Here is a 25,374-nt window from a genome sequence, read left to right as displayed (position 1 = left end):
TATCAGCTCATTCAAACCTTCAGAACGATCTTCCCAATGTGGTCTCCACCTTCCATGCGCGAATGCGCAGCGGAAGCATCCTCAAGCGCGAATTCCTTGTCCATCACCGGCGCAATGCGACCCGCGTCCAACAGCGGCCAGACCTTTTCGCGCAGCTCACCTGCAATCCGAGCCTTTTCCAAGTCGCTTTGCGGCCGCAAGGTAGACCCGGTCATGGTCAACCGCCGCGTCATCAGGAAGGCAAAGTTCACCTCGACCTTTGGGCCTTGCAGGAAGGCGATCTGCACCAGCCGCCCGTCCTCGTCCAAAGCGCGCAGGTTGCGCGGGATATAGTCGCCGCCGACCATATCAAGGATCACATTCGCGCCGCCCTCTTTGCGCAGGATCTCGACGAAATCCTCAGACTTATAGTTGATTGCACGCTCTGCCCCGAGCTGCAGACATGCAGCACATTTGGCCTCTGAGCCCGCTGTGGCAAAGACCCGAGCCCCAAAGACCTCGGCCAGTTGGATCGCAGTCGTCCCGATACCCGAAGACCCACCATGCACAAGAAACCGCTCGCCTGCCTTCAGGCCTCCACGTTCAAAGACATTAGACCAGACGGTGAAATAGGTCTCGGGCAGACACGCCGCCTCACGCAGAGGCATGTCCTCGGGAATCGGCAAACAATGCGCGGCAGGTGTCAGCGCATATTCGGCATAGGCCGCACCCGGAAAGAGAGCACAGACTTTGTCGCCCTCAGCCCATTCCGTCACACCCGGTCCAACAGCGGCAATGATGCCGGCGCCTTCAAGACCAGGCAGAGGGCTGGCCGTTGGAGGAGGATTATAAAGCCCCGCGCGTTGCAATGCGTCGGGACGGTTCACGCCGACATAGGCTAAGCGGATCAGAACCTCTCCGTGGCCCGGTTGCGGGATTGGCAGTTCGGTCAATTGCAAAACATCCGGCCGCCCGGGCGCCGTGATTTCAATGGCGCGCATTGCGTCGCTCATGCTCGTCTCTCCGTTATTGTGTGATTAGCGCCAGCGACCGGGAAAACCCGAGGCCGTCTTTGGTGCCCGCATCCGGCCTAGGGACAATAGCGGACGTTCCAAAGCCTTGCCCAAAGGGCTTTTCTGAAACGCGCCCTTGGCCTTTTCAAACTGCATGACGTTCTCGATCCGGCGATCCAAGAAGGCCCAGGTATCCGCGTGATCTTCGCTCTCATCCCCCAGCCAGAACAGCACTGTCGCCGCATAGACCCCACTGAGTGTGGTGCGTTTGCTGTACCAGTTGAAATCGCGCGACGTGTCACCCAGAGCATTCCAGATCGCATCCGCCGTGCCCCAAATCAGCCGCGTGCCAGTTGGCGCGTAGTGCGGCAAGGCAAAGAGCGTTGATCCTCGCCGCACAGCCTCTTTGTCAGGACACAACTCCAACCGTTTGCGCACCGCAAAGGCTACTTTGTCACGAAACCGCATCTCGTCCAGATCCGCACCTTCCAAGGCCGCAATCATAGCCGCATCGCCATTTTCATGAAAGGCCACGGCCAGATCCACCGCGCCACGCGGACAGATCGCACGCGCCACAACAGGGTCCACACCCGAATCCGCAACCGCAGCCTCAAATGTCGCGGGGGACCAGCCATCAAAGGCCACATGCGCCAGCGCCGCATCCACTAATTTCGACTTAAGATCTTGGCTCATGACCACCTCTTGACCGCATTGCCCCATACTAGACAGATCAAAAGAGCTTTGCTATAGGGGCGGCTCCTGCAAATCCTTGCAACTCAAACTTAGAAAGGTGGTGAAAACCACATGCAGGTTAGTGTTCGCGACAACAACGTCGATCAGGCGCTTCGTGCCCTGAAAAAGAAGCTGCAGCGTGAGGGTGTCTTCCGCGAAATGAAGCTTAAGCAACATTTCGAGAAGCCGTCCGAGAAAAAAGCGCGCGAGAAAGCTGAAGCGATCCGCCGTGCCCGTAAACTGGCACGTAAGAAAGCCCAGCGCGAAGGTCTGCTCTAAGCACCTTTGTTCCAGCTTTGGATACTATAAGAATTGACGACCCCCGAGGTGAAAACCGCGGGGGTTTGTCGTTTCTACCCCAGTATTCCCCTTGATTTAGAATTATTCTAAATTAGATTGGGGCTGTGCCAGCGAGATGCCAGCCGTTTCAAATTTTCAGGAGATCACATATGACCCTCGACACAACTTTGGCCGATGCTCTTGTCTCGCAAGTGAACGCAGAGCTGGCAGCCTCTCATAGCTATCTTGCGATGGCGTTTTATTTCGAAAGTCAGGATTTGCCGGGCTTTGCCGCCTTCTTCCGTACGCAATCCGCAGAGGAAAGCCAGCACGCCGCGCGCCTGTCTGATTTTGTTCTGCGCCGGGATGGCGACGTCACCCTTTCAGACATTCCGGCTCCGGTCACTACGTTCCAGTCGCCCTCTGCCGCCATCCGCGCCGCGTTGACGATGGAACAAGCCGTCACCCAAAGCATCCACGCGCTTTACGGGCTGGCAATAGAGAAAAACGACTACGCGGCCCAGACTCAACTGATGTGGTTCATCGACGAACAGGTCGAAGAAGAAGACAGTTTCCGCACGCTGTTGATCCAAACCGAGGCCGCTGAAACCGACCGTTGGAACCTCATCACCCTGGACAAAGAGGTCGCCACTCAGGCCGCTGCGCCCGCGACGGCCTAACCCCCTTGGACCTCGCAGGTCAAATGACTACATTCCCTTCAAACAGCCTGCGAGGATCCTCATGAGTGACACCTATACCCCACCCAAAGTCTGGACTTGGGAACAGAACAATGGCGGCCAATTCGCCAATATCAACCGCCCCATTGCAGGCCCGACCCACGACAAAGAGCTAGAGGTCGGCAAGCACCCCCACCAGCTCTATTCACTGGCAACGCCCAACGGCGTCAAAGTCACAGTCCTCTTCGAAGAGCTTCTGGCCGCGGGCCATACCGAAGCCGAATATGACGCCTATCTGATCAATATCGGAGAAGGCGCGCAGTTCAGCTCGGGTTTTGTCAACGTGAACCCCAATTCGAAAATCCCCGCGCTGATGGATCATTCCACCACGCCGCCCACACGGATTTTTGAATCCGGCGCGATCCTTCTGCATCTGGCCGAGAAATTTAACGCCTTCCTCCCAAGCGATCCTGCGAAACGCCCTGAAATGATGTCCTGGCTCTTTTGGCAAATGGGCAGCGCGCCGTATCTGGGCGGTGGCTTTGGCCATTTCTACGCCTATGCGCCGGAAAAGTGGGAATACCCGATCAACCGTTTCGCCATGGAAACCAAGCGCCAGCTCGACGTGCTGGATCGCCATTTGGCCGAGAATACTTTTATGACGGGCGAAGACTACACGATCGCCGATATCGCGATCTGGTCTTGGTATGGGCAACTGGTCCTCGGCCGCCTCTATAGCGCCGCTGAATTCCTAGACGTCGCCAGCTATAAAAACGTGATGCGTTGGGCCGAAGCCATCGACGCACGCCCAGCGGTCAAACGCGGTCGCATGGTCAACCGCGCTTTTGGCGACGACCTGTCCATGCAACTGCACGAACGCCATGATGCGTCCGACTTTGACACGAAAACGCAAGATAAGCTGCAAGACAGCTAAGTCATCTTGCCGGAAATACTTTGGGGGGTGAGACCCGTCTCGTAGAAGCTCGAGGCGCTTTCGAGGATCGAACGGGCGGAGCCCAAGGCGCAAACCAAGGGGGCACCGCCCCACCCCTAAACCGGTAAAGCTGTGGTTTTAAACACGGTGCGCAAAGCAAAAGAACTCTGCATCTGTGCCACCCCCGGCAGGCGCGCCAGATATTGGCGGTGAATACGCGCAAAATCCTCGGTGTTTTCAGCCACAACTTTCAACAGATAGTCCGCGGTGCCCGCCATCAGATGACACTCCAAAACATCTGGGATCCGCGCGACGGCCTTCTCAAAGGCCTCTAATACCTCATCTGCTTGGCCCGAAAGCGTAATCTCGACAAACACCGTGGTCGGCACCCGCATTTTGCGCGGATCTAACAGCGCCACGTAATCCTTGATAAACCCGTCGCTCTCCAGCCTCTGAACGCGCCTATGACAGGCCGAAGCCGAAAGGTTTACTTCCTCAGAAAGATCCGCATTCGACATGCGCCCACGCTTTTGCAGCACCGTCAGGATGCGACGATCCGTTTGATCAAGCTCCATATCTGCGAACCTCCTTGCAGCATTTCTTACATTATTCGAAGATTCTTCGATATGCATGTTTTTATTCTGCCTAAAAAAGCAGCACTTTCGCCTTGTTTAGCGGTCAGACTTAGGAAACGCAAACCTAAGGACAAGCTCATGAAAATCGGGTGCCCAACAGAGATCAAACCACAGGAATTTCGCGTCGGCATGACGCCGGATGCCGCGCGCGAGGCGGTCAATCATGGCCACTCGGTTGTTATCCAGAAAGGCGCAGGCGCTGGTGCTGGATTTACGGATGCGGACTATGAAGCCGCCGGTGCTACTCTGCTTGATACCGCCGAAGAAATCTTTGCCACCGCCGATATGATCGTCAAAGTCAAAGAGCCTCAGGCGGTCGAACGCAAGATGCTGCGCGAAGGCCAGCTTTTGTTCACCTACCTGCACCTCGCCCCCGATCCAGACCAAACCCGCGACCTTCTAGACAGCGGCTGCACGGCCATCGCTTATGAGACCGTGACGGACGCGAACGGAGGTCTGCCTCTCCTTGCGCCTATGTCCGAGGTCGCGGGCCGCTTGGCGCCACAGGTCGGCGCATGGACCCTGCAGAAGGCCAATGGCGGGCGTGGTGTTCTGATGGGTGGTGTCCCGGGCGTTGCGCCGGCCAAGGTCGTCGTTATCGGCGGCGGTGTCGTCGGCACCCACGCTGCGCGCATCGCGGCGGGCATGGGCGCAGATGTGACCGTCTTGGACCGCAGCCTTAACCGTCTGAAGTACCTCGATGACGTCTTCGGCAATGTCTTCAAGAACCAATATTCAACCGCAGGTGCGACCGCAGAATTGGTCAATACCGCCGACATGGTGATCGGAGCGGTTCTGATCCCCGGCGCGGCGGCCCCCAAGCTCGTATCCCGCGCGCAGCTGTCTGACATGAAACCGGGCGCGGCCTTGGTGGATGTTGCCATCGATCAGGGCGGTTGTTTCGAGACCTCGCGCGCCACCACACATGCCGATCCAATCTATGAGGTCGACGGCATCATGCACTACTGTGTGGCAAACATGCCGGGGGCCGTTGCACGTACGTCGACACAGGCTCTGGGCAACGCGACATTGCCGTTCTTGCTGAACCTGGCAGACAAAGGCTGGAAGCAAGCCTGTGACGACGATCCGCATTTGCTGAACGGCCTCAACGTCCACGCCGGAAAGCTGACCTATTTTGCAGTTGGCAAGGCGCTTGGTATCGACGTGCTGTCGCCGCAACTGGCGCTGAAAGCAGCCTAAGGCGCGGCGCCTTCAAACACCGGCCGCAGCTTGCCCAAGCGAGCTGCGGTGAAATCCATGAATGTCCTGATCCGCGGCACATGACGCAGATCTGCATGGGTCAAAAGCCAAAGCGGTAAATAGTCAAACCGAGGCATCCCCGGCACCCGCACCAAGGCCGGATCCGTATCCCCCAGAAAACACGCCATCCGCGTCGCTCCGATCCCGGCCCGCACGGCCCCGATCGCCGCAGCCATGTCGTCCACCGTCAACCGCACCCGCAAATTCGGGCGCACGGCTTTGATCTCGGCTGGAGGCCCCGGCCAGTGGGCAAACTTGACCCAGTCTAGGGGCGCTTCGCCGCCCGGATCTCCGGCAATCAACTCAGGCGTCGCATAGACCGCGCCTTTTTGGTCGATGAACCTGCGCCCCACCAAAGTCTCGGGAGGATCCTTGGAAAAGCGGATCGCGACATCCGCCTCGCGCTGCGCGAGGTTCAGAGTGTCATTGGTCGCGACCAACTCTAGATCCACCTCGGGATAGGCCTCGGTGAACTCGGCCAAAATGCCGCCCAATACGCGTTGAATAAACAACTGCGGCGCCGTCACTCGCAGCCGACCTTTGATCCGGTCATCCCGTGCCGCGATTTTCAGATCCAGTTCCGAGTCGAGCCGCTCCATAGCCTCGGCTGTTCGCACAGCTTCTCGACCTGCCTCTGTTGGCACATAGCCGCTGGGCAAGCGGTCAAACAGCCTTTCGCCCAGCGCCTCTTCGGCCGCCGTAATACGCCGCGCAACAGTGGCGTGGTTTACCCCTAAGACCCGCGCAGCTCCGCTGGTGCCGCCATTTCTCGCGGTTTCCAGAACAAAGCGAAGGTCATTCCAATCCAACATGGCCTGATAATATATGCGCATATGATGCGCATCAATGATCGTTTTTGATCACCCCTTGGCACGCTATGTCTCAACCAGTTCAAAACACAGGAGCCAAACCATGACTGCCCACGCCATCGTTACACTTTCAATCAAAGACCCAGAGACCCTCGCCTCTTACCGTGAAAAAGCAGGCGCGGCTTTGGCGAAATACAAAGCCGAACCGCTAGCGGTTTCTCAAGAGGCTCAAATCATCGAGGGCGACACATCGGCCCCGGATGTGACTGTGATCCTAACCTTCCCAGACCGTGACCACGCGCTTGGCTGGATCAATGACCCGGAACTCGCGAGCACCCACGCCCTGCGCCAAGGCGCCGGCACATCCAACATTATTCTGATGTAAAAAAGGGGCCTCAACGGCCCCTTCCAATTATCCTTCGCGGCGAATTTGCACCACATGCGGATATGGGATCGAGATACCTTCGGCGTCAAAGGCTTCTTTCATCGCCTTGGTCAATTCGAATTTCGCGTTCCAATAGTCATCAGCCGAACACCACAGCCGCGCTGTGATATCCACGGAACTTGCTCCAAGGTCCGTGACTTTCACCCAAGGCTCAGGGCTTTTCAGAATGCGACCGTCTTCCTCGGCAACACGCAGAATGATCGCCATCGCCTTGTCAGCATCGTCATTGTAGTCAATGCCAAACAGCAGATCGATCCGGCGGGTCGTGTGGTGGGAATAGTTGGTAATGACAGAGCCCCAGGCCTGACCATTGGGAACGATGATCTGCACATTATCCGGCGTCGCCAGTTCAGTGACAAAGAGGTTGATGTCCTTCACCGTCCCCGCAGTTCCACCGACCTCGACATATTGGCCGATCTTATAGGGGCGGAAGATAATCAGCATGAACCCAGCGGCCAGATCATTCAGCGTGCCTTGCAGTGCCAAACCAATCGCCAAAGTCGCGGCACCCATGATGGCCACGAGACTGGTCGCCTGAATACCAAACAGCCCCATGATCGCGATGCCTGTGATCAACAAAATGATCCAGCGTGCAATCGACGCTGCAAAACTGCCGATGGTGTCATCAAGCGTCTCGCTCGCGAAGACCCGACGACGGATCATGCGCGCCACGAGGCCGGCAATTGTCCAGCCAATTATCAATACGATCAGGGCCGTAATCGTATCGGTTACGATGTTGGAATACTGCCCCACGAAAGCCATCACGCTGTCCCAAGTCACGATATTGTCTCCCAATATTTAAGGGCCGGAGATCCCGGCCCTTTTGCTGTGCCTGCCATACTGCAGCACATTTTCGATGAAAAGGCGACAAGCCCTTACTTTTTCAGCGAGTCCCGAATCTCCATCAGGATATCCAGCTCGGTTGGTCCCGCCGGAGCCTCCTCGACGGGCGCTTCCTCTTCCTTCTTGGAGGCCGCGTCTTTGACCTTGTTCACGTAGCGCACAAGCATAAAGACGACGAAAGCAATGATCAGGAAGTTGATCACCGCCATAATAAACGCCCCATGCGCAAAGACCGCAGCCCCTGCTTCGCGCGCGGCCTCAAGGCTCGCGCCAGCGGCCACTTCGCCGGAAAGCACGATGTAAGAGTTCGTGAAATCAACACCGCCCAAAAACAGGCCAATAATCGGATTGATCAAATCGCCGACCATGGATTTCACAATGGCCGTAAAAGCCGCGCCAATGATGATCCCAACGGCCATGTCCATGACATTACCTTTGGCAATAAAGTCTCTGAATTCCTGCAACATGAACTGTCCCCTCTGCTGCTATTTCTTAAGTTATACACAGACGACTTGCGTCTATGCACAACACCCTGCCCAAATACGCACCGTTTTTCACCTAAAATTATGGGAAAAACTGCCTATCTTCCCCGTAATCAACCTAGGAGATAAACGTGTCCGACCTTTCTCAATTCAAAATTACCGAAAAATGGACTCCTAAGGACCCAAGCGTCCTGCAGCTGTTTTCATTCCCAACCCCCAACGGCGTGAAAGTTTCCATTGCGCTCGAAGAGATGGGTCTGGCTTATGAACCCCACCTTGTGACCCTGTCTGATGCGGACGTCAAAAGTCCCGAGTTTCTGTCGCTCAACCCGAACAACAAAATCCCCGCAATCATCGATCCCAATGGCCCGGACGGCGCGCCGGTGGGCCTCTTTGAAAGCGGAGCCATCTTGATTTATCTGGCTGAGAAAACTGGCAAGCTGATTGGCAATACCCCTTCCGAGAAAGCCAAGATCATCCAGTGGCTCATGTTCCAAATGGGCGGATTGGGTCCGATGTTTGGCCAGATGGGCTTCTTCGTGAAATTCGCTGGGTCCGAAATCGAAGACCCACGCCCACGCGAGCGCTATGTCAGTGAAGCCAAGCGTCTACTAGCGGTTTTGGAAAAAGAACTCGCGGACAAAGACTGGATCGCCGGTGAATATTCCATCGCCGACATCGCCATCGCGCCATGGCTTGCTGCGCTGGACTTTTATCAAGCCAAAGACCTGGTCGGCTGGGATGAACTGCCAAATGTAAACGCCTATCTGGAGCGTTTCCTGGCCCGTCCGGCGGTTCAAAAGGGACGCACGATCCCGAACCCACAAGGGTAACCCCTTTGGAAAACCCCTGTCTGACCCTATATTGGGGTCAGACGAAAAGGGGTGAACATGCGCTTCAAAGACCTCGCAGAACGTCAAATCCTCAAGGCCAAAGCCGAAGGCCAGCTGACTGGCCTAAAAGGGGAAGGTGAACCACTGCCGCATGCCGGTTACGGCGATGCCGCGGAGACAGCGGGCTTTCGCATCATGGCGGAAGCTGGCGCTGTTCCACGCGAATTTACCCTGAAAGCGGAACGCGACGCTCAGGCGAAGTACCTAGCAAGCCTGTCCGATCCCGCTGAACGCAAAGCCGCGATGGCGAAATTGGCGGAGCTGGACATGCACCTCGCGATCGAACAGGACGCACGGCGCAGGTTTTTAAAACCTTAAGACGTTCATCTTGCCAAAAATACTCAGGCTAGCCCTGCACAGCCTGCGCGACGTTTAGGACGGAAGAACACCGTTCAAAACGTAGGCCAGCATCTGAACCACCTGGGCGGGCTCCTCTGCCACGGCCAAAGCCGCCGCATCCACTTCTTTCAGCGCGTGCTGATGATCCGGGCCATGAAGAACGATCAGCGACTTAGCCAGCGCCGCAGCGTACCCTGCATCAAAGGCAGCGTTCCACTGTTTGTACTTGTCGCCAAAGCGCACGACGACCACATCCGCATCCTCGATCCCCTTGCGGGTGCGGATCGCGTTCAGCTTGGCCCCTTTGTGATCGTGCCAGAATTTTTGATCCTCAGCGCCCAAGATGCGAACGCCACAGTCATCGCTGGCCGCATGGTCTGTCACGGGGCTGTTGAAGCTGACATCCAGCCCAGCTGCGCCTTCAATGATCTGCTCGCGCCAATCGGTGTGGATCTCTCCTGACAGATAAACGTTCAGTGCCATGTGCTCTCTCCGCATTTCCTGCGCCGCACTATGCGCGGCCATTAGGAAATGTCCACCGTTCCGGCGCACTAGGTCTTTCGCGCCACAGTATAAAGTCGCTCTTGGCCTGCGGGGAAATGCCCGCTTTCAACGATCTCAAATCCGGCGTCTGCAAAGGCCGCCTCAAAAGCCGCGCGTGTGTGAAACGCCACAAAGGGAGCTTTGCCAAAAAACTGCATGATCGGAAGCGCGAGTTTCATCACGCGATATTCCAAATGCAGACCAGACATGGGTTTCACAAAGGTTTTGGACACCAGAACACCGCCGGGCTTCAGCACGGCGTGCGCCCGCGCCAGAACCGAAGGCAAATCTTCGACCAGATGCAGGATGTTATGCGCAAGCACCACATCATACGGCCCATCAGGCATATCTTCGGCACTGCGGACCTCAAAAGAAATATTGCCAACGCCGTCATTCCAAGCCCGCTCGCGGCCCACTTCAAGCATCTTTTCGGACAGGTCAGTAGCATTGATATGAGCACACTCCCCTGCTAGCAACAAGGCCGTAGACCCGGTTCCCGCCCCAATCTCAAGCACAGCATGATCGGAGCGCAGATAGCCGCGCGTCTTATTCAGCGTTATCTCATAGGACTCCATATCCTTGATCGGATCACGCGCGTATTTCGGCGCGATCTTGTTCCAGAACTGGGCTGCATCTGCCATTGCCATATCTCGTCACTCTCTAAAAACTCGTCTTGCTCTGGAAAATACACGCAACGACTGCGAATAGAATTGCCCAATTTCGCAAGAAATATATACATAAACGCATGAGTAACGCGCCCAAAACCCCCGACTGGAACCACATCCGCGCCTTTCTGGCGACTGCGGAAACGGGCTCGCTGTCCGCTGCCGCGCGACAGCTTGGCCTGACCCAACCGACGCTCAGCCGCCAGGTCGCTGCCCTTGAGGAGGATCTCGGCATCCTACTATTTGAGCGGGTCGGCAGAACGCTGGAGCTCACTTCAGCCGGAGTCGAGCTACTCGATCACACGAAACAAATGGGAGAGGCCGCGAACCTTTTCGCCCTCACCGCGTCGGGTCAGTCCCAATCCATTGAGGGCGAGGTCAGGATTACGGCCTCTGACATGATGTCCGCCTATATCCTGCCCCAGTTCCTGCGCGAGTTAGAAGACACCGCGCCCAACCTGAAAATCGATGTGATTGCGGCCAATGACATCCGCGACCTCTTGCGCCGCGAGGCTGATATCGCCATTCGCCATGTCCGTCCCGAGCAACCTGACCTCATTGCGAAACTGGTGGTCGAGGCCAATGCCTCGCTTTATGCCGCGGACAGTTATTTGCAGAGATACGGCACGCCGACGACGCGCGAAGACCTAAAGGATCACCGATTCATTTCCTACGGCGACACTGCCGTCATGCTGCAGTATCTGAAAGATCTCGACATCCATATCACCGATGACAATTTCCACATCGGGTCGGAAAATGGCCTCGTCGCATGGCAATACGCGCTCGAAGGCTTTGGCCTGAGCATCATGGATGATCTTGTTGCACAGAGATTGCCTTTCATGCGGCGCCTTGTGACGCAAGAGGAGCTGCTGAAATATCCGGTATGGTTGGCTACGCACCAAGAGCTCCACACCAGCCGCCGAATCCGTTTGGTGTTTGATATGTTGTCGGACTATCTGAAACGAACGTATCGGGGGAACCCATGATCATTCGGCCCGAAGCATCAGAAGATGCCGAAATACTCTTTACCCTCACGCAACGCGCATTTTCACAAATGCCCTACAGCGACGGCTCGGAAGGGCGTTTTCTGAACGCCCTGCGGTCTGACGGCGATTTGACCCTGTCTTTGGTTGCAGAAGACGAGGGAACGATTGTCGGTCACGTGGCCTTTTCACCCGTGCGGATCAACGACATAGACTGCGGCTGGTTCGGTCTTGGCCCGATCTCAGTTGCGCCTGAACGGCAACGCCAGGGCATCGGGCGTAAATTGGTGGACGCCGGTTTAAGCATCCTTGAACAGAGAGGTGCATCCGGCTGCGCGCTGATCGGCGATCCTGCGCTTTACTCGAAACTCGGATTTCGCTGCAACAAGCGGCTGACCTATGGCGAGGTGCCGCCAGAGGTCGTGCAATTCAAAACCTTGTCAGGACAGGATCCCGAAGGCCAGCTGACATTCGCGCCGGCCTTCGATCCAAAACCTTAGCCGCGCAGCGTTCCGCCTGTGGCTTTCTCGACCTTGGCGACGATCTTGGCAGAGACTGCCTCGATGTCTTTTTCTTTCAAGGTCGCTTCAGACGGCTGAAGGCGTACGGTCACAGCGATGGATTTCTTGCCTTCGCCCATCTGCGCTTCGGCCTTTTCGCCAGTGAATTCGTCAAAGACCCGCACGGAATCGATCAGCTCTTTGTCGGCACCACCCGCGGCGTTCACCAGATTGATCGCTTCGACAGAGCTGTCGACCACAAAGGCAAAGTCACGCTCGACCGCCTGCAGATCGCTGACGCTGAACGCCGGACGCGTCGCGCCGGATTTGCGCGGCATTGGGATCTCGGCGATATGGATCGCGAAGGCAACAACCGGGCCTTTGACGTCCATCGCTTCGATGGTTTTCGGATGCAACTCGCCAAAAGCGCCGAGGATCTTTTTCGGACCCAGACCAACTTTGGTCGAGCGACCTGGATGCCACCACCCATTGGTCGAGCGATTGAACGTCAGCTTGGCCGGCGCGCCCAGTGCCTCGAGCACGGCTTCCATATCGGCTTTGGCGTCAAACACATCAACCGGACGGCTCTCACCGTGGATGTCTTTGGACATGGTGCGACCCACAAGAATACCTGTGACGAGGTTTTCCTGCTCGCCGGGCTCTCCGCCGTGGAACACTGGCCCGCATTCAAAGAGCGCCAGATCCATGAAGCCACGTGCTTGGTTGCGTGCTGCGGCTTGCAAAAGACCCGGCAGCAAGGACGGGCGCATATGGCTCATTTCCGAGGAAATCGGGTTTTCCAGCATCGTCGCATCAGACCCACCGCCAAATAGCTCGGCCGCGGATTGGTCAATGAAGCTATAGGTCACACATTCATTGTAGCCCAGCGCCGCTGTCGTGCGACGCGCGATCTGTTCGCGTTTTTGGATCGGGGTCAGGATCTGCTCTGGAATGCCCGCAGAGATACGCGGCAGCGGCTTGCCTTTAAGCTTCGTCAGGGACGCAACCCGCGCAACTTCTTCGACCAGATCGGCCTCACCCAGAACATCGGGACGCCAGCTCGGCACATTGGCCATATCGCCATCCAGCGTAAAGCCAAGCGCTTCGAGTGTAGCACGCTGTTCTTCGGCCGGAATGGTCATGCCCACCAAGGATTGCACACGGTCGGTGTCGAGCTTATAGGCGCGGCTTACGTCCGGCACTTCGCCGGCAACGACAACGTTAGACGGCTCACCGCCACAGAGATCCATGATCATCTGGGTTGCCAAATCAAGCGCTTCCATATTGAAGCCCGGGTCGATGCCGCGTTCGTTGCGATAACGCGCATCAGAGTTGATTTTCAGAGCCCGACCCGTGGTCGCGATCTGAATGTGATCCCAATAGGCGGCCTCAAGGAACACATTCACGGTGTCCTCAGTACAGCCGGTTTCTAGACCGCCCATGATCCCCGCGATGCTCTCGATGCCATCATCATCAGAGATCACAACCTGACCGTCGCCGAAGGTGTATTCTTTCTCGTCCAAACCCACGAGGGTCTCGCCCGCTTTGGCGCGGTGAATGCGCAGATTGCCTTTGACCTTATCGGCGTCAAAGACGTGCAGTGGGCGGTTGCGGTCGTAGGTGAAGAAGTTGGTGATGTCGACCAAAGTGGAAATCGGACGCAGGCCGATGGCCTTAAGGCGATCCTGCAACCACTCAGGGCTTGGACCGTTCTTCACGCCTTTGATCAGGCGCCCGCCGAACACGAAACATCCGTTTTCGCGGGTGTCTTCGTCGATGGTGACAGAGATCGGGCTGTCGAATGTGCCAGTCACATCAGCCGTTTTCGCAGGCTTCATTTTGCCGAGGCCCCGCGCCGCGAGATCCAGCGCCACACCGCGTACGCCCAAAGCATCAGGGCGGTTCGGTGTAATCGCGATTTCGATCACGGGATCAACCTTGGCTGGGTCATTCTCGGCCAGCCAATCGACGAACTTCTGACCCACCTCACCAGAAGGCAGTTCGATGATGCCATTGTGCTCGTCAGACAGCTCAAGCTCACGCTCGGATGCCATCATGCCGTGGCTCTCTACGCCGCGGATATTGCCAACCTTGATGGTGATATCGAGACCCGGAATATAGGCGCCCGGCTTACACAGAACGACGGTGATGCCTTCGCGCGCGTTAGGCGCGCCGCAGACGATCTGCTTGACGCCTTCATCGGTCTCAACCTGACAAACCTTCAGCTTGTCCGCATCGGGATGTTTCTCGGCCGCATTGACCTTTGCGATGGTAAATTCAGACAGGCGCTCGGCAGGGTTCGCAACCCCTTCTACCTCAAGACCAAGGTCGGTCAGGGCGTCCAGAATCTCGTCAAGAGAAGCATCTGTGTCCAGGTGGTCTTTCAACCAGGAAAGCGTGAATTTCATCGGTCAATTCCGTCAGTCATCGTCGGGTCAAAAGGGCTTTAGCGGATATGCGCGAGAGGGGGAAGCACTATGGCCCCGTTTCTCGCGGTTTTCGACAGGGTTGACGCAGGTGGAAATTTATATAACCATTTAGTTATGGAATCACTTGGTTATGAAAATGCGAACTTGGATGCGGTCTTTGGCGCGCTGGCCGACCCCACCCGCCGCGCGATCCTTGCGAAACTCTCGCGAGGGGATGCATCTGTGAACGAATTGGCACAGCCGTTTGCGATGAGCCAGCCTGCGGTATCCAAGCACCTCAAGGTGCTGGAAAACGCGGGGCTGATTGAACGCGCCATAGACAAACAACGCCGCCCTGCGCGCCTGAAAGCGGCCCCGATGCAGGACGCTGTGGCGTGGCTTCAGGAATTTAAACGCTTTTGGACCGGGTCCTTCGACCAGCTCGATGACCTGCTTAACGAATTGAAACAGGAGGAAAAGAATGACTGATTTACCCGTGTACGAGTTAAAACGCCTGTTTGACGCGCCCCCCTCTTTGGTCTGGCGCACCTGGACGGAACCCGAACTGGTGCAGCGCTGGTATGGGCCCGGGGTGACCTCGATCGTGCATAAGATGGACGTGCGCGAAGGCGGAGAGTGGCTGCACGAGATGCAGTGGGGCGGCAATTCCAACTACCAGCGGGCGGATTACACCGAGGTGGCGCAGAACGCGAAGCTGGTTTGGTTGCACGGCAATACGGATGCGGACTGGCAGATAATGGCCAACCCGATGATGCCAGACTGGCCACGCTGGCTGACAACAACCGTGACCTTCACAGCGTCAGGCGACAAATGCGAGATGGTGCTGACCTGGGTACCACATGAGGCTTCAGAGGCTGAAATCGCATGTTTTGCCGCCTCTATGGATCAGATGGGCAATGGCTGGGGTAAGGGTATGGAGATCCTCGAAGAGGTTTTGGCCGATCTTACGGCTTAACCTCTAAGCCGCGCGTTTTGCCTCGACATGGTCCAGCCAGTTCAGCAATTCGCGCGCCCGTGTGTCTAGGGTTAGTGCGCCTTCGGGTGCGCCAAGTCGCGCGGCGGCCTGCGGGTCGAAATCCGCCGACAAAAGATCGCGCTGCATATGGCGGTGGCCTTCAAAAATCCCTCGATTGAGGTAAGTCCCAACCTCAGAGGCTGACAATTCCGGATGATACTGCGTGCCCCAGAAATCCACGCCATCTTTCTCATAGACCATAGCTTGCACGGGCGAATGATCGTTTGACGCCAAGAGCACGGCGCCTTCCGGCAATTCCTGAACCTCATCGCGATGCACGCAGGGCACCGCGAAATTGGCATCGCGCCCTGCCATCATGGGATGCGCTCCTCCGGCCTCGGTCATGGCCAGATCCAGGGCAAGGCCAACTTCGTGACCTTTGGGAGATTCACCGACCTTGCCACCCAGCACGACGGCAGCAAGCTGCAATCCATTACAGGATCCCCACACGGGGCGCTCCGCCATGAACGCGGCCTCCATCGCCTTACGAAGGCCCGCTGCCTCGGGTGCATCTGTGGACCATGCGACGCCCGAGCCACTAAAGATCACCCCATCCACGTCATCAAATACGCCTCGCCGCAGCTTGCCCCCATAAGGAGACGCGACATGAACCTCGGTCGTAGGCCGCAAACCGAGAATTGTCCGAAGAAAACCGCCACACGCGATTCCGCCAACCGCATTCATTTCTGGGGTGTTGGATTCAATAATTAAAATTTTGGTCATGGCGGCAGTTCGGCATTTGATGGCAGAGCAAAGTCAAGAAACTCTTGCCTCGTTTCAGAACGCATGCAAGCTCGAACGCGACATCAGTTCAGGAGTGTGACATGATTAAAGCCAGCTGCGAATGCGGGAAAGTTCGGTTCGAATTTGCAACCGGACGCAAGGAAATTACCGTCTGTCACTGCACCCAATGCCGCAAAACAAGCGGGCATCTTTGGGCCGCCACGCGCACGGAATTCGCAGATTTGCGCTTTACCTCAAAGGAGACCCTGACCTGGTATACGTCTTCAGAATGGGCGCGCCGCGGGTTTTGTTCTGCCTGCGGCTCGAGCCTTTTCTATCAGATGAAAGACGAAACGGGTGTTGGCATCGCGGCTGGCTGTCTCGACAACCCGCCGGATGATTTCAAAATCGCCAAGCACATCTTCACCAAAGACAAAGGCTGCTACTACGACATCAACGATCCCGTCGAGATTTTGGAAACCTACTAGGGTGCCTCGGCGCGGATCGCATATGTGAGCGGCCCGAAGCAATCGCCAAGCGTCAACGTGAACGACGTCGGGAATGCAGGTCGGTCAAAACTGATCAGTGCCCGCCCCCAATTGGTCGTCGCCTCAGACCCAGGAGCCGCGAGAAAAGCAGGACACTCCCCTGCCCCGGTGCCAACCCAATAGGCGTCATGAACGCCTCGGGTGTTGTAGTTCCCAGCCAGTCCCGGAATCACGAGCGTCGCAGGGTAGGCGTCTACATTCACAAAGGAAAAGAGCGCGGCCCCGTTTTCCTCGGCCTCATAAACGATAAGGCCCATGTCGCTGTCCCAAGCTTCGTCCGCCGCCAATGGTGGAGCGACGAGAGCCAGACATAGAGCGAGTTTCTTTAACATCTCGCCTCCTTAAACCGGATCGCGGACAAGGCTCTGGCACATACAATGCACGCCGCCGCCGCCCTGCGTGATCATATCAAGCTCGGGATCAAAGACCGTAAATCCATGCGCTTTGACCTTTTCTTTCAGGGTCTTTGACGCAGCCGGCAGCAAGACCCGATCCTCGCCCAAGGCCACCACGTTGCACCCCAAAGCCATGGTTTCCTGGAACGGCACCGTGATCAGCTCGATGTTCTTTGACTTGAGCCAATCGATCACCTTCGGATCCGTGCATTCCAAACAAACCGCCGCCAGTTTCGGCGCGAGCATCACGACCATGAGGTCGATATGCACATAGTACGGATCGATGTCGGCGAGCATGACTTCCCAGCCCTCGGCCTCCATCCATGCCGCGATCTGTTTTGCACCTTGCTCCTGCGAACGGCCCTCGTCGCCCTCCCAGCCAATCAGAACGGCGCCGGGTTCGATGACGTTGAAATCGCCGCCCTCAAAGGTACCAGCGGTCACATAGTCGTAAATCGGGATGCCCAGCTTCTGGTAGGTCTCAATCGCGCGAAAGTTTTCGCCGCGCCGCCAGAATTGGCTCATATGGGTGATGATCGCGCCATAGGGCGTCATGACGGAACTATCACGCGCATAGACCTGATAGGGCAAATGTGGATCAGGCGCGTGAAAATGCACGTCGACACCCGCGGATCGATAGGCGTCGACCATTTCAGCATGCTGAGCTTGGGCGACCTTCGGATCAAACTCGACACCGCGCCGTAGGGATTTCTTGGAAAGACTAGAGGTCTTGAGCCACTGATAATTCTCAATCGGCCCCAAAAGCACCGAACGCAGCGTGCCGTAATCGCTATTGGCACCCCAAGTGTTCAACTCAGGCGTCCCGCCGCCGTCGCGCCGCACGCGCAGGGAAAAACTATCGGTCTGGGTTCCGTCGGCCATATCAAAGCTCCTTATCGTCAATGGCGACGAGCTTGAGCTTTGTGGGCCGCGAGTCAAGTCTGCCCAAGAAAAAGGCCGCTCAGGTTTCCCGAAGCGGCCTAAAATTCAGACGTTAGCGTGTCAGCCCGCCATGCAGCGTCGGCTGATCGAGGCTCGCAAACCCATAGTGGCGCAGCCAGCGCAGATCCGCGTCAAAGAAGGCGCGCAGATCAGGGATGCCGTATTTCAACATAGCAAGACGGTCGATGCCGATACCAAAAGCAAAGCCCTGCCATTCGTTCGGATCAATGCCGCCCGCAGCCAGCACTTTTGGATGCACCATGCCAGAGCCCAGAACCTCAAGCCAATCGTCGCCCTCGCCCACTTTGACCGAGCCATTTTCCCAGCTGCATTGGATGTCCACCTCAGCGGATGGTTCCGTGAAGGGGAAGTGGCTCGCGCGGAAGCGGGTTTTGACGGAGGTGCCGAAGAAGGCTGTGAAGAATTCTTCTAGAACCCATTTCAGGTTCGCCATCGAGATATCTTTGTCGATCGCCAGACCTTCGACCTGATGGAACATCGGCGTGTGGGTTTGGTCGTAGTCGGCACGATAAACGCGGCCCGGACAGATAATACGGATCGGCGCGCCGATTTTCTCCATCGAGCGGATCTGAACCGGAGAGGTGTGCGTGCGCAACACATGTGGTGGGCGCTCGTCACCTTCGGCTCGGTGGGTATAGAAGGTGTCCATTTCCGCGCGTGCCGGGTGGTGGCCCGGAATGTTCAGCGCGTCAAAGTTATACCAATCGGTCTCGATCTGAGGGCCTTCGGCAACGGCAAAGCCCATGTCGGCAAAGATCGCAGAAACCTCTTCGGTGACCTGAGAAATCGGGTGGATCGAGCCCTGACGACGGCCACGGCCCGGCAGGGTCACGTCCAACCACTCGCTGCGCAGACGCTCTTCTAGAGCGGCATCTGCCAAGGAGGCTTTCTTGGCTGAGAGCGCCGAGTTGATCTCGTCCTTCAGCGCATTCAGCTTGGGACCCATGACCTGACGCTCTTCGGGCGTCATCTTGCCCAGCTCGCGCATTTTCAGGGCGATCTCGCCCTTTTTGCCGACGGCCTGAACGCGCAGATCTTCTATGGATGCTTCGTCTGCAGCATCCGCGATCAAAGCGATATATTTTTCTCTGAGATCGTCCATGTCGGCCCCTTTAATTCGCACGACATCCAGCTAGCGAAATGCATGGGGAATGGCAAGCTTTGCTGCGCGTCTAGTTCAGCCGCAGGGCGCTGAGGCGGGTTTCCAGAAAACTGGCTTCTTCGGGCGCGCGGGACAGGGCGATGGCCGCGCGATAGCTTTCGGCAGCCTCAAGATGACGGCCCAACCGCGCCAAAAGGTCTGCGCGACAAGCGTGAAAGGGTTGATAGCTTGCAAGTTTGCCTTCCCCTTCAACAGAGGCCAGCAGGCGCAGACCGGCCTCTGGGCTGTTGGCATAGGACAGCGCCAGCGCTTGGTTGATCCGCAGGATCGGATTGGGAAAGCGGCCGTAGAGCACATCATAAAGCGCGACGATTTGCGGCCAGTCGGTTTCCTTGAAACTCTTGGCCTGCGCGTGGACGGCGCTGATGGCCGCTTGCAGGCCATAGCGACCTGCAGGCGCGTGACGCAAAGCGGCCTCGGTCAGCGCCACCCCCTCGGAAATCCGCGCCTGATCCCATCGCGCGCGGTTCTGCGCCTCAAGTGGTACGAACTCCCCAGAGTCGCCGCGCCGCGTAAGCCGCCGGCTGTCTGACAGTAGCATCAACGCCAGCAGGCCTTTGGCCTCGGCATGGTCTGGCAGCAAAGAGGTCAGGATGCGCCCTAGACGGATCGCTTCCTGAACGAGGTTTTCCCGCATCATCTCGCCATTTGTCGCGTGGCATCCCTCGGTAAAGATCAAATACACCACGCTCAGAACTGTATCGGTGCGCTCTGCGATATCCTGCGGATCAGGTAATTTGAACGCAACGCCTGCCGCACCGAGCTTGTGCTTGGCGCGCGTCAACCGCGCGGCCATCGCTGCTGGCTTGTCCAGAAACGCGTTCGCGATTTCCTCGGTACTGAGCCCGCCCAGAGCGCGCAGGGTCAAAGCCACGCGCGACTTCTCTTCAAGCGCTGGGTGACAACATGTGAAAATCAGCTCCAGCCGGTGATCTGGGATAGTCATCTCGCGATCCTCAGGATCAGAGTGATGCTGCTCAAGCCACAGAGCGAGCTCACTCGATTTGCGATCCGCCACTTGGCTGCGGCGAATGCGATCCAGTGCCTTGCGCCTTGCAACGGTGATCAGCCAAGCGTCGGGATTGCGGGGCGCGCCATCTTTGGACCAGACCTCAAGCGCCGAGACTACCGCGTCCTGCAAGCTGTCCTCGGCCAAAGCAAAGTCTCCGGTTGAGGCCACCAGCGACGAAAGAATGCGCCCCCAGTCTTCGCGGATCAGCCGCGCGACGAGTGATTGCGTTTGAACTGGGGGCAGCATCTAGGGTCAGTCGAAAATCATGACAGGGCGCACTTCTACACGTCCATAGGCGGCATCTGGGATCTTGGCCGCATAGGCCAGCGCTTCGTCGAGATCCTTGCAATCGAGGATGTAAAACCCGCCGAGTTGTTCCTTGGTTTCGGCGAATGGACCATCCACTACCTCGGTTTTGCCGCCACGCACAGAGACCGTTGTAGCCGTCGAAACAGATTGCAGCGCTTCACCGCCGAGCAATTTGCCCGCTTCGCGCACTTCTTCGGTGAAATCCATATAGCCCTGCATATAAGGGCCAAATTCCTCGGTTCCCGGCTGAGGGCCATTGTCTTCCGCGTTGTAAATCAAGCACATGAATTGCATCGGTTCTTCCTTTCAAATGTCGCGAACTCTTGGGCGACGAACGTGTTACTGGTCACATCCACCCACCAGACTTGGCGCTTTGGTAAATGCAGTTAAGGAAAGGTTTCATTGCCTTTCTGTGTACCAGACGTTTGACGATCCACGAAATCGACATCGCGGGCCAAAATTTTTTGGAAAAATTTTCACCGCGCTCAAAAGAGAGCGTTACCCTAGGTCTTTCACATAGGTTTTCGTGAACTCGGAATAGCCTTGGGACGTTACTTTGTGGTGGCCTTTCATCTCTTGATGCAAATCTGGAAGCCGGTGGAACGGGACATTAGGGATCGCATGATGCTCTACATGGTAGGGCATGTTCCAGGCTAAGAACCGAACGATCCGGTTGGTATATGTGGTGCGCGTGTTCTCAAACATATTCGCCACAAAGGCACAGCGGCCATGTTCGGCCAAAAGGTAGAGCCTTAGAAACGGCATGCCGACGAGCAGTGGCAAAATCCAGATCCACAACAGCAGATCCGTGAAGGCGAAACTTGTCAGCGCCAGAGCATAGAGTCCAAGCAACCTCTGCGCTTCTCGTTTGACTTTTCCGTGTGCGGACGCCGGAACATAATCCCCGGGATCGCGCCCCGCTGCGTTTCCCAAAATCTGTTTTACCATGCCAATCCAATACGGCAGTCCAGAGACGTGCCAGACATAGGCCCGCCAAGTCTCGGGTTTGTGTCCGGCCAAGAGCTCTGGGTCTTTCCCCTGGATATTGGTGTGACGATGATGCGCGAGGTGAAAGTAGCGAAACCATATAAAGGGTTGGAGGATCAGGAAGCCCGCGACATGGCCGACGACCTCGTTAAGCCATTCTGACTTGAACGGAGTCTTATGAGTGGCTTCGTGTTCGAGAGTGAAAAGGAAAACCAGAGCAATTCCCAGCGGAAGCACCGCCAACGGCCAGAAGGTAAAACCCACTGCCACGAAAACAGCCAAAACAGCAATGATGCCAATGTGCCTAAAGAGATGCCACAGCCCCATGCGATCACGCCGAACCTGTAGGTCCGCGAGTTTTTCTCGGTCAAGCTGAGCGACAAATGTTTTGTGATCCATATGGGAACACTAGGCGCGTCGATCTGGTAAATCACGGATTGTTTGATCTGGGTGGCCGTCTTTCTGCGAGGACACAAAAATCCGGCCCCAATCGCAAAAACGCCGCGCTGTTTCCAACGCGGCGTTTTATACTTTCGGCTGTCGCGGCGCTTACGCTGCCAGCGCGCCTTTTGCTTGGTCAACGATCGCGCCAAACGCTTCTGGCTCGTGGACTGCAAGGTCTGCGAGGACTTTGCGGTCTACTTCGATGCCAGCCAGGTTCAGGCCGTTGATGAATTTGGAATAGGTCAGAGCCTCGTCGTGGGCACGCACAGCTGCGTTGATCCGTTGGATCCACAGCGCGCGGAAATTGCGCTTACGGTTCTTACGGTCGCGAGTTGCGTATTGGTTTGCCTTATCGACCGCTTGGGACGCGACCTTAAAGGTATTCTTGCGTCGGCCGTAATAGCCTTTTGCCGCTTTGACGATTTTCTTGTGACGGGCGTGGGTTACGGTACCACCTTTAACGCGGGACATATCTCAGGCTCCTTAGCGTGCGTACGGCATGTATTTTTTGACGATCTTGCTGTCGGCCTCACACAGGGTGGTGGTGCCGCGTGCATCACGAATGAATTTCGTGGTGCGCTTGATCATTCCGTGACGCTTACCAGCTTGGCCAGCCTTGACCTTGCCGCTTGCCGTCATCTTAAAGCGCTTTTTGGCGCTCGATTTGGTCTTCATCTTAGGCATTTCCGTCTCCTTCTTAAGTCGTCGGTACAGACGCGACTCGGCATGCCATCCAGCCGGCCACGCGATAGAGGCGCCGTATACGCGGCGAATCTGTATAGGGCAAGGGGGTAATGCGCTTATTTTACAAGGCTTGCCAGCACATCAATGACGACGGCCGGAACCTCTTGCAATGTATAGCCCATTGGCTTGGTCGTCAGCGCATAGGCGAGGCAGCCTGCCGCGATGATTGCCGATAGAACCGCAAGCCTTGGCGAACGGCTGTCCGCCAAGGCTGAAAGAAACATGGGAACGGTCAAAACTGCGAGACACAACCCAAGTGTCAGGAACAGATCCGGGTTCATCGTCACTCCGAAATGAATTGCTTTCGGAGTTTATTCTGGCTCGCTGGCGTAAATCAAACGTTCATCACAAGGCGCAACACGGACAATGTTTGTGGTGCCCGGAATGTTGAACGGCACGCCCGCTGTCACGACGACCTGATCCTTCTCGGTTGCAAGCCCCATCCGTTTGACCGCGCCAACAGAGGCCAGAACCGAGGATTTAAACCGGTTGAACTCCTCGGTTATCACAGTTGTTGTGCCCCAAGTCAGCGCCAGACGGCGAGCGGTTCCACGGCGGCTGGTCATCGCCACAATCGGCACCCGCGGCCGTTCACGCGCGACTTTCAAAGCGGTCGTGCCAGATTGAGAGAAGCAACAAATCGCGCTGATTTCAGTGGTTTCCGCGATTTCACGCGCCGCGGCAACGATGGCATCCGCAACGCTTTCGCCTTTTACATGGCGGCTCGCTTCGATGACTTCGCGATATGTCGGATCGTTTTCCACCTCGATGGCCACATTGTTCATGGTGGTGACAGCTTCGATTGGGTATTCCCCCGCCGCGGATTCCGCGCTGAGCATGATCGCGTCCGAGCCTTCATAGATCGCGGTGGCGACGTCAGAGACTTCGGCCCGCGTCGGCATCGGGCTTTCGATCATGCTTTCCAGCATCTGGGTGGCCACGATCACTGGCTTCGCGTCGCGCCGGCAGCGCCGGATCAGGCGTTTCTGGATTGGAGGCACGTTTTGAACGGGCAGCTCAACGCCCAGATCTCCGCGCGCGACCATAATGCCGTCAGATACATCAAGGATCGCATCAAAGTCCTGCACCGCGGCAGGTTTCTCGATCTTGGACAGAACAGACGCGCGGCCACGCACCATTTCGCGGGCTTCCAGAACGTCCGCTGGGCGCTGCACAAAAGACAAAGCCAGCCAGTCGACGCCCAGTTCACACACAAACTCGAGGTCTTTCTTATCCTTGGCCGACAGCGCCGCCAGAGGCAGAACCACGTCAGGCACGTTCACACCCTTGCGGTTTGAAATCGTACCGCCAGTGGTCACGACGCAATTTGCATAATCGTCGCCGCAGTCTTCGACCTGCAAACGGATCTTGCCGTCGTTCACCAGCAGGTTCGCACCAGGTTTCAGCGCCGCAAAGATCTCTTTATGCGGCAGGCACACGCGGTTGATGTCGCCGGGGGCTTCGTCCAGATCCAAACGGAACTTCGCGCCTTCGACCAGATCCTCCGCCTCATTGGCAAAGGTACCCACGCGCAGTTTCGGCCCCTGCAGGTCGGCCAAAATCGCGATTGGGCTCGAAAGCTCGTCTTCGATCTGACGGATAATCTTGTGACGCTCGGCGATCTCGTCATGGCTGCCGTGGCTCATGTTCAGGCGGAAGACATCCGCGCCGGCTTCGTGCAGAGCCTTGATGGTTTCATAGGTGCTCGAAGCTGGGCCCAAAGTGGCCACGATTTTCACATTTCTCTGACGTCTCATACCGGCTCTCTTATCTTGCAGCGGTCAAATGTTACCGCTAACTATATCGCAATGCGACAATACGCAATTCCAATTTAGCCGCGCGGCGCCTAGACAGCTAGCGGAAGGAAACAACAGCCACATGACATATCAACCATTTCATATCACAGGTGCGGATCGGGCGTCGCGTTGGGTCATTACCGTGGATCACGCGACAAATACAGTGCCACAAGAGGTAAATAGGGGAGATCTGGGCCTAAATTCCGAAGATATGAACCGCCATATTGCCTATGACATTGGGGCAAATGGCGTGGCTTTGGGCTTGGGCGAGTTGCTAAACGCACCGGTCATTTCATCGAATTTTTCACGTCTCGTTATTGACCCAAACCGGGGCGAAATTGACCCAACTTTGATCATGCGGCTTTACGATGGCACGATCATTCCGGCCAATGGCGACATCGACGACGCAGAAGAAGCGCGCCGCATCGAGGCCTATTACCGCCCCTACCACGAGGCTGTTGCCGGAGTTTTGGCCCAGCGCGACGACCCTGTCGTTCTGGCAATCCACAGTTTCTCTCCGCAGCTCAAGGGTCGCCCCCCGCGCCCATGGGAGGTCGCAATTCTACATGCGGATGGCTATGACCGCCGCAACTTTGGACCCCATGTGATCAAACGGCTCGCGCAGGAAACCGATCTGACAGTTGGTGACAACGAACCCTATTTCGGTCACCTCCCCGGAGACGCGGTCGACCGCCATGCCGTCACCCCCGGCCTTGTGAATTGCTTGATCGAGGTTCGACAGGATCTTATTGCTACCGAAGCTGACCAAGAGGCCTGGGCCCAGCGTCTCGCGCCCGTTTTAACCGAAGCCCTCACCATAAGCGGGCTCTGAGCCT

General features: G+C 56.9%; 33 protein-coding genes. 13 read left to right on the top strand and 20 right to left on the bottom strand.

From position 1 onward, the window contains the following. Positions 1 to 11 precede the first annotated feature (11 nt). Both WG622_RS11930 and WG622_RS11925 read right to left on the bottom strand, forming a co-directional pair. Complete coding sequence (locus WG622_RS11930; protein WP_339403793.1) at positions 12 to 992, bottom strand: NAD(P)H-quinone oxidoreductase; 981 nt, start codon at positions 990 to 992, stop codon at positions 12 to 14. A gap of 24 nt (positions 993 to 1,016) precedes the next feature. Further along, complete coding sequence (locus tag WG622_RS11925; protein WP_339403792.1) at positions 1,017 to 1,685, bottom strand: COQ9 family protein; 669 nt, start codon at positions 1,683 to 1,685, stop codon at positions 1,017 to 1,019. Positions 1,686 to 1,796: 111 nt separating this feature from the next. Between WG622_RS11925 and rpsU the strand changes: the two genes are divergently transcribed. The 3 genes from rpsU to yghU all read left to right on the top strand — a co-directional run bounded on the left by rpsU (position 1,797) and on the right by yghU (position 3,614). Continuing rightward, the gene (gene rpsU, locus WG622_RS11920; RefSeq protein ID WP_005614280.1) at positions 1,797 to 2,003 is read left to right on the top strand and encodes a 30S ribosomal protein S21; all 207 of its coding nucleotides are present in this window, start codon (positions 1,797 to 1,799) and stop codon (positions 2,001 to 2,003) included. A gap of 170 nt (positions 2,004 to 2,173) precedes the next feature. Next, positions 2,174 to 2,683 carry a ferritin gene (locus WG622_RS11915; protein WP_339403790.1) on the top strand — a complete coding sequence of 170 codons (510 nt, stop codon included), beginning with the start codon at positions 2,174 to 2,176 and terminating at the stop codon, positions 2,681 to 2,683. A gap of 61 nt (positions 2,684 to 2,744) precedes the next feature. Beyond that, on the top strand, positions 2,745 to 3,614 hold the full coding sequence (gene yghU, locus WG622_RS11910) for a glutathione-dependent disulfide-bond oxidoreductase (RefSeq protein ID WP_339403789.1): 870 nt from the start codon (positions 2,745 to 2,747) through the stop codon (positions 3,612 to 3,614). Between the two features lie 116 nt (positions 3,615 to 3,730). On the opposite strand, the gene WG622_RS11905 is transcribed toward yghU, so the two are convergent. Beyond that, positions 3,731 to 4,189, bottom strand: a complete 459-nt coding sequence (locus tag WG622_RS11905) for an Lrp/AsnC family transcriptional regulator (RefSeq protein WP_209357430.1) — start codon at positions 4,187 to 4,189, stop codon at positions 3,731 to 3,733. 138 nt (positions 4,190 to 4,327) lie between these two features. On the opposite strand from WG622_RS11905, the gene ald reads away from it, so the two are divergent. Beyond that, on the top strand, positions 4,328 to 5,449 hold the full coding sequence (gene ald / locus WG622_RS11900) for an alanine dehydrogenase (protein WP_339403788.1): 1,122 nt from the start codon (positions 4,328 to 4,330) through the stop codon (positions 5,447 to 5,449). Here the strand turns inward: ald and WG622_RS11895 are convergent. Further along, the gene (locus tag WG622_RS11895; protein ID WP_339403787.1) at positions 5,446 to 6,342 is read right to left on the bottom strand and encodes a LysR family transcriptional regulator; all 897 of its coding nucleotides are present in this window, start codon (positions 6,340 to 6,342) and stop codon (positions 5,446 to 5,448) included. The genes ald and WG622_RS11895 overlap by 4 nt on opposite strands. A gap of 79 nt (positions 6,343 to 6,421) precedes the next feature. Here WG622_RS11895 and WG622_RS11890 point away from each other — a divergent pair, with 79 nt between their 5' ends. Beyond that, a complete protein-coding gene (locus WG622_RS11890; protein WP_339403786.1) occupies positions 6,422 to 6,703 on the top strand; it encodes a DUF1330 domain-containing protein in 282 nt (93 codons plus the stop codon). Between the two features lie 27 nt (positions 6,704 to 6,730). Here WG622_RS11890 and WG622_RS11885 read toward each other — a convergent pair whose 3' ends face one another. Beyond that, on the bottom strand, positions 6,731 to 7,525 hold the full coding sequence (locus WG622_RS11885) for a mechanosensitive ion channel family protein (RefSeq protein ID WP_339403950.1): 795 nt from the start codon (positions 7,523 to 7,525) through the stop codon (positions 6,731 to 6,733). Positions 7,526 to 7,638: 113 nt separating this feature from the next. Continuing rightward, on the bottom strand, positions 7,639 to 8,073 hold the full coding sequence (gene mscL / locus WG622_RS11880) for a large conductance mechanosensitive channel protein MscL (protein ID WP_209357434.1): 435 nt from the start codon (positions 8,071 to 8,073) through the stop codon (positions 7,639 to 7,641). A 146-nt stretch (positions 8,074 to 8,219) separates the two neighbouring features. Between mscL and WG622_RS11875 the strand changes: the two genes are divergently transcribed. Both WG622_RS11875 and WG622_RS11870 read left to right on the top strand, forming a co-directional pair. Further along, positions 8,220 to 8,921: a glutathione S-transferase family protein gene (locus WG622_RS11875; protein WP_339403785.1), complete on the top strand. Its 702-nt coding sequence runs from the start codon at positions 8,220 to 8,222 to the stop codon at positions 8,919 to 8,921. 57 nt (positions 8,922 to 8,978) lie between these two features. Further along, positions 8,979 to 9,299 (top strand): DnaJ family domain-containing protein, encoded by a 321-nt coding sequence (locus WG622_RS11870; protein ID WP_339403784.1) that lies wholly within the window; start codon positions 8,979 to 8,981, stop codon positions 9,297 to 9,299. A gap of 54 nt (positions 9,300 to 9,353) precedes the next feature. Here the strand turns inward: WG622_RS11870 and WG622_RS11865 are convergent, their stop codons facing one another. Further along, on the bottom strand, positions 9,354 to 9,803 hold the full coding sequence (locus WG622_RS11865) for a YtoQ family protein (protein ID WP_339403783.1): 450 nt from the start codon (positions 9,801 to 9,803) through the stop codon (positions 9,354 to 9,356). Between the two features lie 68 nt (positions 9,804 to 9,871). After that, positions 9,872 to 10,504, bottom strand: coding sequence for a class I SAM-dependent methyltransferase (locus WG622_RS11860; protein WP_339403782.1), 633 nt, complete (start codon positions 10,502 to 10,504; stop codon positions 9,872 to 9,874). Positions 10,505 to 10,608: 104 nt separating this feature from the next. Here WG622_RS11860 and WG622_RS11855 point away from each other — a divergent pair, with 104 nt between their 5' ends. After that, the gene (locus WG622_RS11855; RefSeq protein ID WP_339403781.1) at positions 10,609 to 11,514 is read left to right on the top strand and encodes a LysR family transcriptional regulator; all 906 of its coding nucleotides are present in this window, start codon (positions 10,609 to 10,611) and stop codon (positions 11,512 to 11,514) included. Continuing rightward, entirely contained in the window at positions 11,511 to 12,011 is a 501-nt protein-coding gene (locus WG622_RS11850) for a GNAT family N-acetyltransferase (RefSeq protein WP_339403780.1), read from the top strand. Before WG622_RS11855 ends, WG622_RS11850 begins: the two co-directional genes overlap by 4 nt. On the opposite strand, the gene pheT is transcribed toward WG622_RS11850, so the two are convergent. Continuing rightward, positions 12,008 to 14,419 carry a phenylalanine--tRNA ligase subunit beta gene (gene pheT / locus WG622_RS11845; RefSeq protein ID WP_339403779.1) on the bottom strand — a complete coding sequence of 804 codons (2,412 nt, stop codon included), beginning with the start codon at positions 14,417 to 14,419 and terminating at the stop codon, positions 12,008 to 12,010. The genes WG622_RS11850 and pheT overlap by 4 nt on opposite strands. A gap of 135 nt (positions 14,420 to 14,554) precedes the next feature. Between pheT and WG622_RS11840 the strand changes: the two genes are divergently transcribed. Further along, a complete protein-coding gene (locus WG622_RS11840; protein ID WP_339403778.1) occupies positions 14,555 to 14,908 on the top strand; it encodes an ArsR/SmtB family transcription factor in 354 nt (117 codons plus the stop codon). Beyond that, complete coding sequence (locus WG622_RS11835) at positions 14,901 to 15,395, top strand: SRPBCC family protein (RefSeq protein ID WP_339403777.1); 495 nt, start codon at positions 14,901 to 14,903, stop codon at positions 15,393 to 15,395. Before WG622_RS11840 ends, WG622_RS11835 begins: the two co-directional genes overlap by 8 nt. A 3-nt stretch (positions 15,396 to 15,398) precedes the next feature. Here the strand turns inward: WG622_RS11835 and WG622_RS11830 are convergent, their stop codons facing one another. Further along, entirely contained in the window at positions 15,399 to 16,178 is a 780-nt protein-coding gene (locus WG622_RS11830) for a type 1 glutamine amidotransferase (protein ID WP_339403776.1), read from the bottom strand. Between the two features lie 101 nt (positions 16,179 to 16,279). Here WG622_RS11830 and WG622_RS11825 point away from each other — a divergent pair, with 101 nt between their 5' ends. Then, a complete protein-coding gene (locus tag WG622_RS11825; RefSeq protein ID WP_339403775.1) occupies positions 16,280 to 16,666 on the top strand; it encodes a GFA family protein in 387 nt (128 codons plus the stop codon). On the opposite strand, the gene WG622_RS11820 is transcribed toward WG622_RS11825, so the two are convergent. The 10 genes from WG622_RS11820 to pyk all read right to left on the bottom strand — a co-directional run bounded on the left by WG622_RS11820 (position 16,663) and on the right by pyk (position 24,499). After that, positions 16,663 to 17,058 (bottom strand): hypothetical protein, encoded by a 396-nt coding sequence (locus WG622_RS11820; RefSeq protein WP_339403774.1) that lies wholly within the window; start codon positions 17,056 to 17,058, stop codon positions 16,663 to 16,665. The genes WG622_RS11825 and WG622_RS11820 overlap by 4 nt on opposite strands. A 9-nt stretch (positions 17,059 to 17,067) precedes the next feature. Next, positions 17,068 to 18,003, bottom strand: coding sequence for a dimethylarginine dimethylaminohydrolase family protein (locus WG622_RS11815; protein WP_339403773.1), 936 nt, complete (start codon positions 18,001 to 18,003; stop codon positions 17,068 to 17,070). Positions 18,004 to 18,115: 112 nt separating this feature from the next. Next, positions 18,116 to 19,186, bottom strand: a complete 1,071-nt coding sequence (gene pheS / locus WG622_RS11810) for a phenylalanine--tRNA ligase subunit alpha (protein ID WP_339403772.1) — start codon at positions 19,184 to 19,186, stop codon at positions 18,116 to 18,118. A 70-nt stretch (positions 19,187 to 19,256) separates the two neighbouring features. Beyond that, positions 19,257 to 20,504, bottom strand: a complete 1,248-nt coding sequence (locus WG622_RS11805; RefSeq protein WP_339403771.1) for an RNA polymerase sigma factor — start codon at positions 20,502 to 20,504, stop codon at positions 19,257 to 19,259. Between the two features lie 6 nt (positions 20,505 to 20,510). Further along, a complete protein-coding gene (locus tag WG622_RS11800; protein WP_339403770.1) occupies positions 20,511 to 20,861 on the bottom strand; it encodes a YciI family protein in 351 nt (116 codons plus the stop codon). 204 nt (positions 20,862 to 21,065) lie between these two features. Next, positions 21,066 to 21,953, bottom strand: a complete 888-nt coding sequence (locus WG622_RS11795) for a fatty acid desaturase (RefSeq protein WP_339403769.1) — start codon at positions 21,951 to 21,953, stop codon at positions 21,066 to 21,068. Positions 21,954 to 22,103: 150 nt separating this feature from the next. Then, on the bottom strand, positions 22,104 to 22,469 hold the full coding sequence (gene rplT / locus WG622_RS11790; protein ID WP_209357450.1) for a 50S ribosomal protein L20: 366 nt from the start codon (positions 22,467 to 22,469) through the stop codon (positions 22,104 to 22,106). A 12-nt stretch (positions 22,470 to 22,481) separates the two neighbouring features. Further along, complete coding sequence (rpmI, locus tag WG622_RS11785) at positions 22,482 to 22,682, bottom strand: 50S ribosomal protein L35 (RefSeq protein WP_209357451.1); 201 nt, start codon at positions 22,680 to 22,682, stop codon at positions 22,482 to 22,484. Positions 22,683 to 22,798: 116 nt separating this feature from the next. Next, entirely contained in the window at positions 22,799 to 23,023 is a 225-nt protein-coding gene (locus WG622_RS11780) for a hypothetical protein (protein WP_339403768.1), read from the bottom strand. A gap of 30 nt (positions 23,024 to 23,053) precedes the next feature. Beyond that, positions 23,054 to 24,499: a pyruvate kinase gene (gene pyk / locus WG622_RS11775; RefSeq protein WP_339403767.1), complete on the bottom strand. Its 1,446-nt coding sequence runs from the start codon at positions 24,497 to 24,499 to the stop codon at positions 23,054 to 23,056. A gap of 121 nt (positions 24,500 to 24,620) precedes the next feature. Here pyk and WG622_RS11770 point away from each other — a divergent pair, with 121 nt between their 5' ends. Next, on the top strand, positions 24,621 to 25,370 hold the full coding sequence (locus tag WG622_RS11770; RefSeq protein WP_339403766.1) for an N-formylglutamate amidohydrolase: 750 nt from the start codon (positions 24,621 to 24,623) through the stop codon (positions 25,368 to 25,370). The last annotated feature ends 4 nt before the right edge of the window (positions 25,371 to 25,374 follow it).

Source organism: Cognatishimia coralii, from assembly GCF_037478305.1.
In the GTDB taxonomy this organism is placed as follows: domain Bacteria; phylum Pseudomonadota; class Alphaproteobacteria; order Rhodobacterales; family Rhodobacteraceae; genus Cognatishimia; species Cognatishimia coralii.
Note: the sequence above shows the minus strand (reverse complement) of the source record. Positions and strands in the feature narration are given on the sequence as shown.

What these genes read in the sequence shown, in the direction of transcription:
- ald (WP_339403788.1), top strand. Translation starts at nt 4,328, where the DNA reads ATGAAAATCGGGTGCCCAACAGAGATCAAACCACAGGAATTTCGCGTC.
- rpmI (WP_209357451.1), bottom strand. Translation starts at nt 22,682, where the DNA reads ATGCCTAAGATGAAGACCAAATCGAGCGCCAAAAAGCGCTTTAAGATG.
- pheT (WP_339403779.1), bottom strand. Translation starts at nt 14,419, where the DNA reads ATGAAATTCACGCTTTCCTGGTTGAAAGACCACCTGGACACAGATGCT.
- WG622_RS11825 (WP_339403775.1), top strand. Translation starts at nt 16,280, where the DNA reads ATGATTAAAGCCAGCTGCGAATGCGGGAAAGTTCGGTTCGAATTTGCA.
- WG622_RS11820 (WP_339403774.1), bottom strand. Translation starts at nt 17,058, where the DNA reads ATGTTAAAGAAACTCGCTCTATGTCTGGCTCTCGTCGCTCCACCATTG.
- WG622_RS11780 (WP_339403768.1), bottom strand. Translation starts at nt 23,023, where the DNA reads ATGAACCCGGATCTGTTCCTGACACTTGGGTTGTGTCTCGCAGTTTTG.
- WG622_RS11770 (WP_339403766.1), top strand. Translation starts at nt 24,621, where the DNA reads ATGACATATCAACCATTTCATATCACAGGTGCGGATCGGGCGTCGCGT.
- WG622_RS11930 (WP_339403793.1), bottom strand. Translation starts at nt 992, where the DNA reads ATGAGCGACGCAATGCGCGCCATTGAAATCACGGCGCCCGGGCGGCCG.
- WG622_RS11855 (WP_339403781.1), top strand. Translation starts at nt 10,609, where the DNA reads ATGAGTAACGCGCCCAAAACCCCCGACTGGAACCACATCCGCGCCTTT.
- WG622_RS11815 (WP_339403773.1), bottom strand. Translation starts at nt 18,003, where the DNA reads ATGGCCGACGGAACCCAGACCGATAGTTTTTCCCTGCGCGTGCGGCGC.
- WG622_RS11890 (WP_339403786.1), top strand. Translation starts at nt 6,422, where the DNA reads ATGACTGCCCACGCCATCGTTACACTTTCAATCAAAGACCCAGAGACC.
- WG622_RS11795 (WP_339403769.1), bottom strand. Translation starts at nt 21,953, where the DNA reads ATGGATCACAAAACATTTGTCGCTCAGCTTGACCGAGAAAAACTCGCG.
- WG622_RS11835 (WP_339403777.1), top strand. Translation starts at nt 14,901, where the DNA reads ATGACTGATTTACCCGTGTACGAGTTAAAACGCCTGTTTGACGCGCCC.
- WG622_RS11895 (WP_339403787.1), bottom strand. Translation starts at nt 6,342, where the DNA reads ATGCGCATATATTATCAGGCCATGTTGGATTGGAATGACCTTCGCTTT.
- WG622_RS11850 (WP_339403780.1), top strand. Translation starts at nt 11,511, where the DNA reads ATGATCATTCGGCCCGAAGCATCAGAAGATGCCGAAATACTCTTTACC.
- yghU (WP_339403789.1), top strand. Translation starts at nt 2,745, where the DNA reads ATGAGTGACACCTATACCCCACCCAAAGTCTGGACTTGGGAACAGAAC.
- WG622_RS11860 (WP_339403782.1), bottom strand. Translation starts at nt 10,504, where the DNA reads ATGGCAGATGCAGCCCAGTTCTGGAACAAGATCGCGCCGAAATACGCG.
- mscL (WP_209357434.1), bottom strand. Translation starts at nt 8,073, where the DNA reads ATGTTGCAGGAATTCAGAGACTTTATTGCCAAAGGTAATGTCATGGAC.
- WG622_RS11865 (WP_339403783.1), bottom strand. Translation starts at nt 9,803, where the DNA reads ATGGCACTGAACGTTTATCTGTCAGGAGAGATCCACACCGATTGGCGC.
- WG622_RS11905 (WP_209357430.1), bottom strand. Translation starts at nt 4,189, where the DNA reads ATGGAGCTTGATCAAACGGATCGTCGCATCCTGACGGTGCTGCAAAAG.
- WG622_RS11830 (WP_339403776.1), bottom strand. Translation starts at nt 16,178, where the DNA reads ATGACCAAAATTTTAATTATTGAATCCAACACCCCAGAAATGAATGCG.
- rpsU (WP_005614280.1), top strand. Translation starts at nt 1,797, where the DNA reads ATGCAGGTTAGTGTTCGCGACAACAACGTCGATCAGGCGCTTCGTGCC.
- WG622_RS11840 (WP_339403778.1), top strand. Translation starts at nt 14,555, where the DNA reads ATGGAATCACTTGGTTATGAAAATGCGAACTTGGATGCGGTCTTTGGC.
- WG622_RS11925 (WP_339403792.1), bottom strand. Translation starts at nt 1,685, where the DNA reads ATGAGCCAAGATCTTAAGTCGAAATTAGTGGATGCGGCGCTGGCGCAT.
- pheS (WP_339403772.1), bottom strand. Translation starts at nt 19,186, where the DNA reads ATGGACGATCTCAGAGAAAAATATATCGCTTTGATCGCGGATGCTGCA.
- WG622_RS11885 (WP_339403950.1), bottom strand. Translation starts at nt 7,525, where the DNA reads ATGGCTTTCGTGGGGCAGTATTCCAACATCGTAACCGATACGATTACG.
- rplT (WP_209357450.1), bottom strand. Translation starts at nt 22,469, where the DNA reads ATGTCCCGCGTTAAAGGTGGTACCGTAACCCACGCCCGTCACAAGAAA.
- pyk (WP_339403767.1), bottom strand. Translation starts at nt 24,499, where the DNA reads ATGAGACGTCAGAGAAATGTGAAAATCGTGGCCACTTTGGGCCCAGCT.
- WG622_RS11800 (WP_339403770.1), bottom strand. Translation starts at nt 20,861, where the DNA reads ATGCAATTCATGTGCTTGATTTACAACGCGGAAGACAATGGCCCTCAG.
- WG622_RS11805 (WP_339403771.1), bottom strand. Translation starts at nt 20,504, where the DNA reads ATGCTGCCCCCAGTTCAAACGCAATCACTCGTCGCGCGGCTGATCCGC.
- WG622_RS11915 (WP_339403790.1), top strand. Translation starts at nt 2,174, where the DNA reads ATGACCCTCGACACAACTTTGGCCGATGCTCTTGTCTCGCAAGTGAAC.
- WG622_RS11870 (WP_339403784.1), top strand. Translation starts at nt 8,979, where the DNA reads ATGCGCTTCAAAGACCTCGCAGAACGTCAAATCCTCAAGGCCAAAGCC.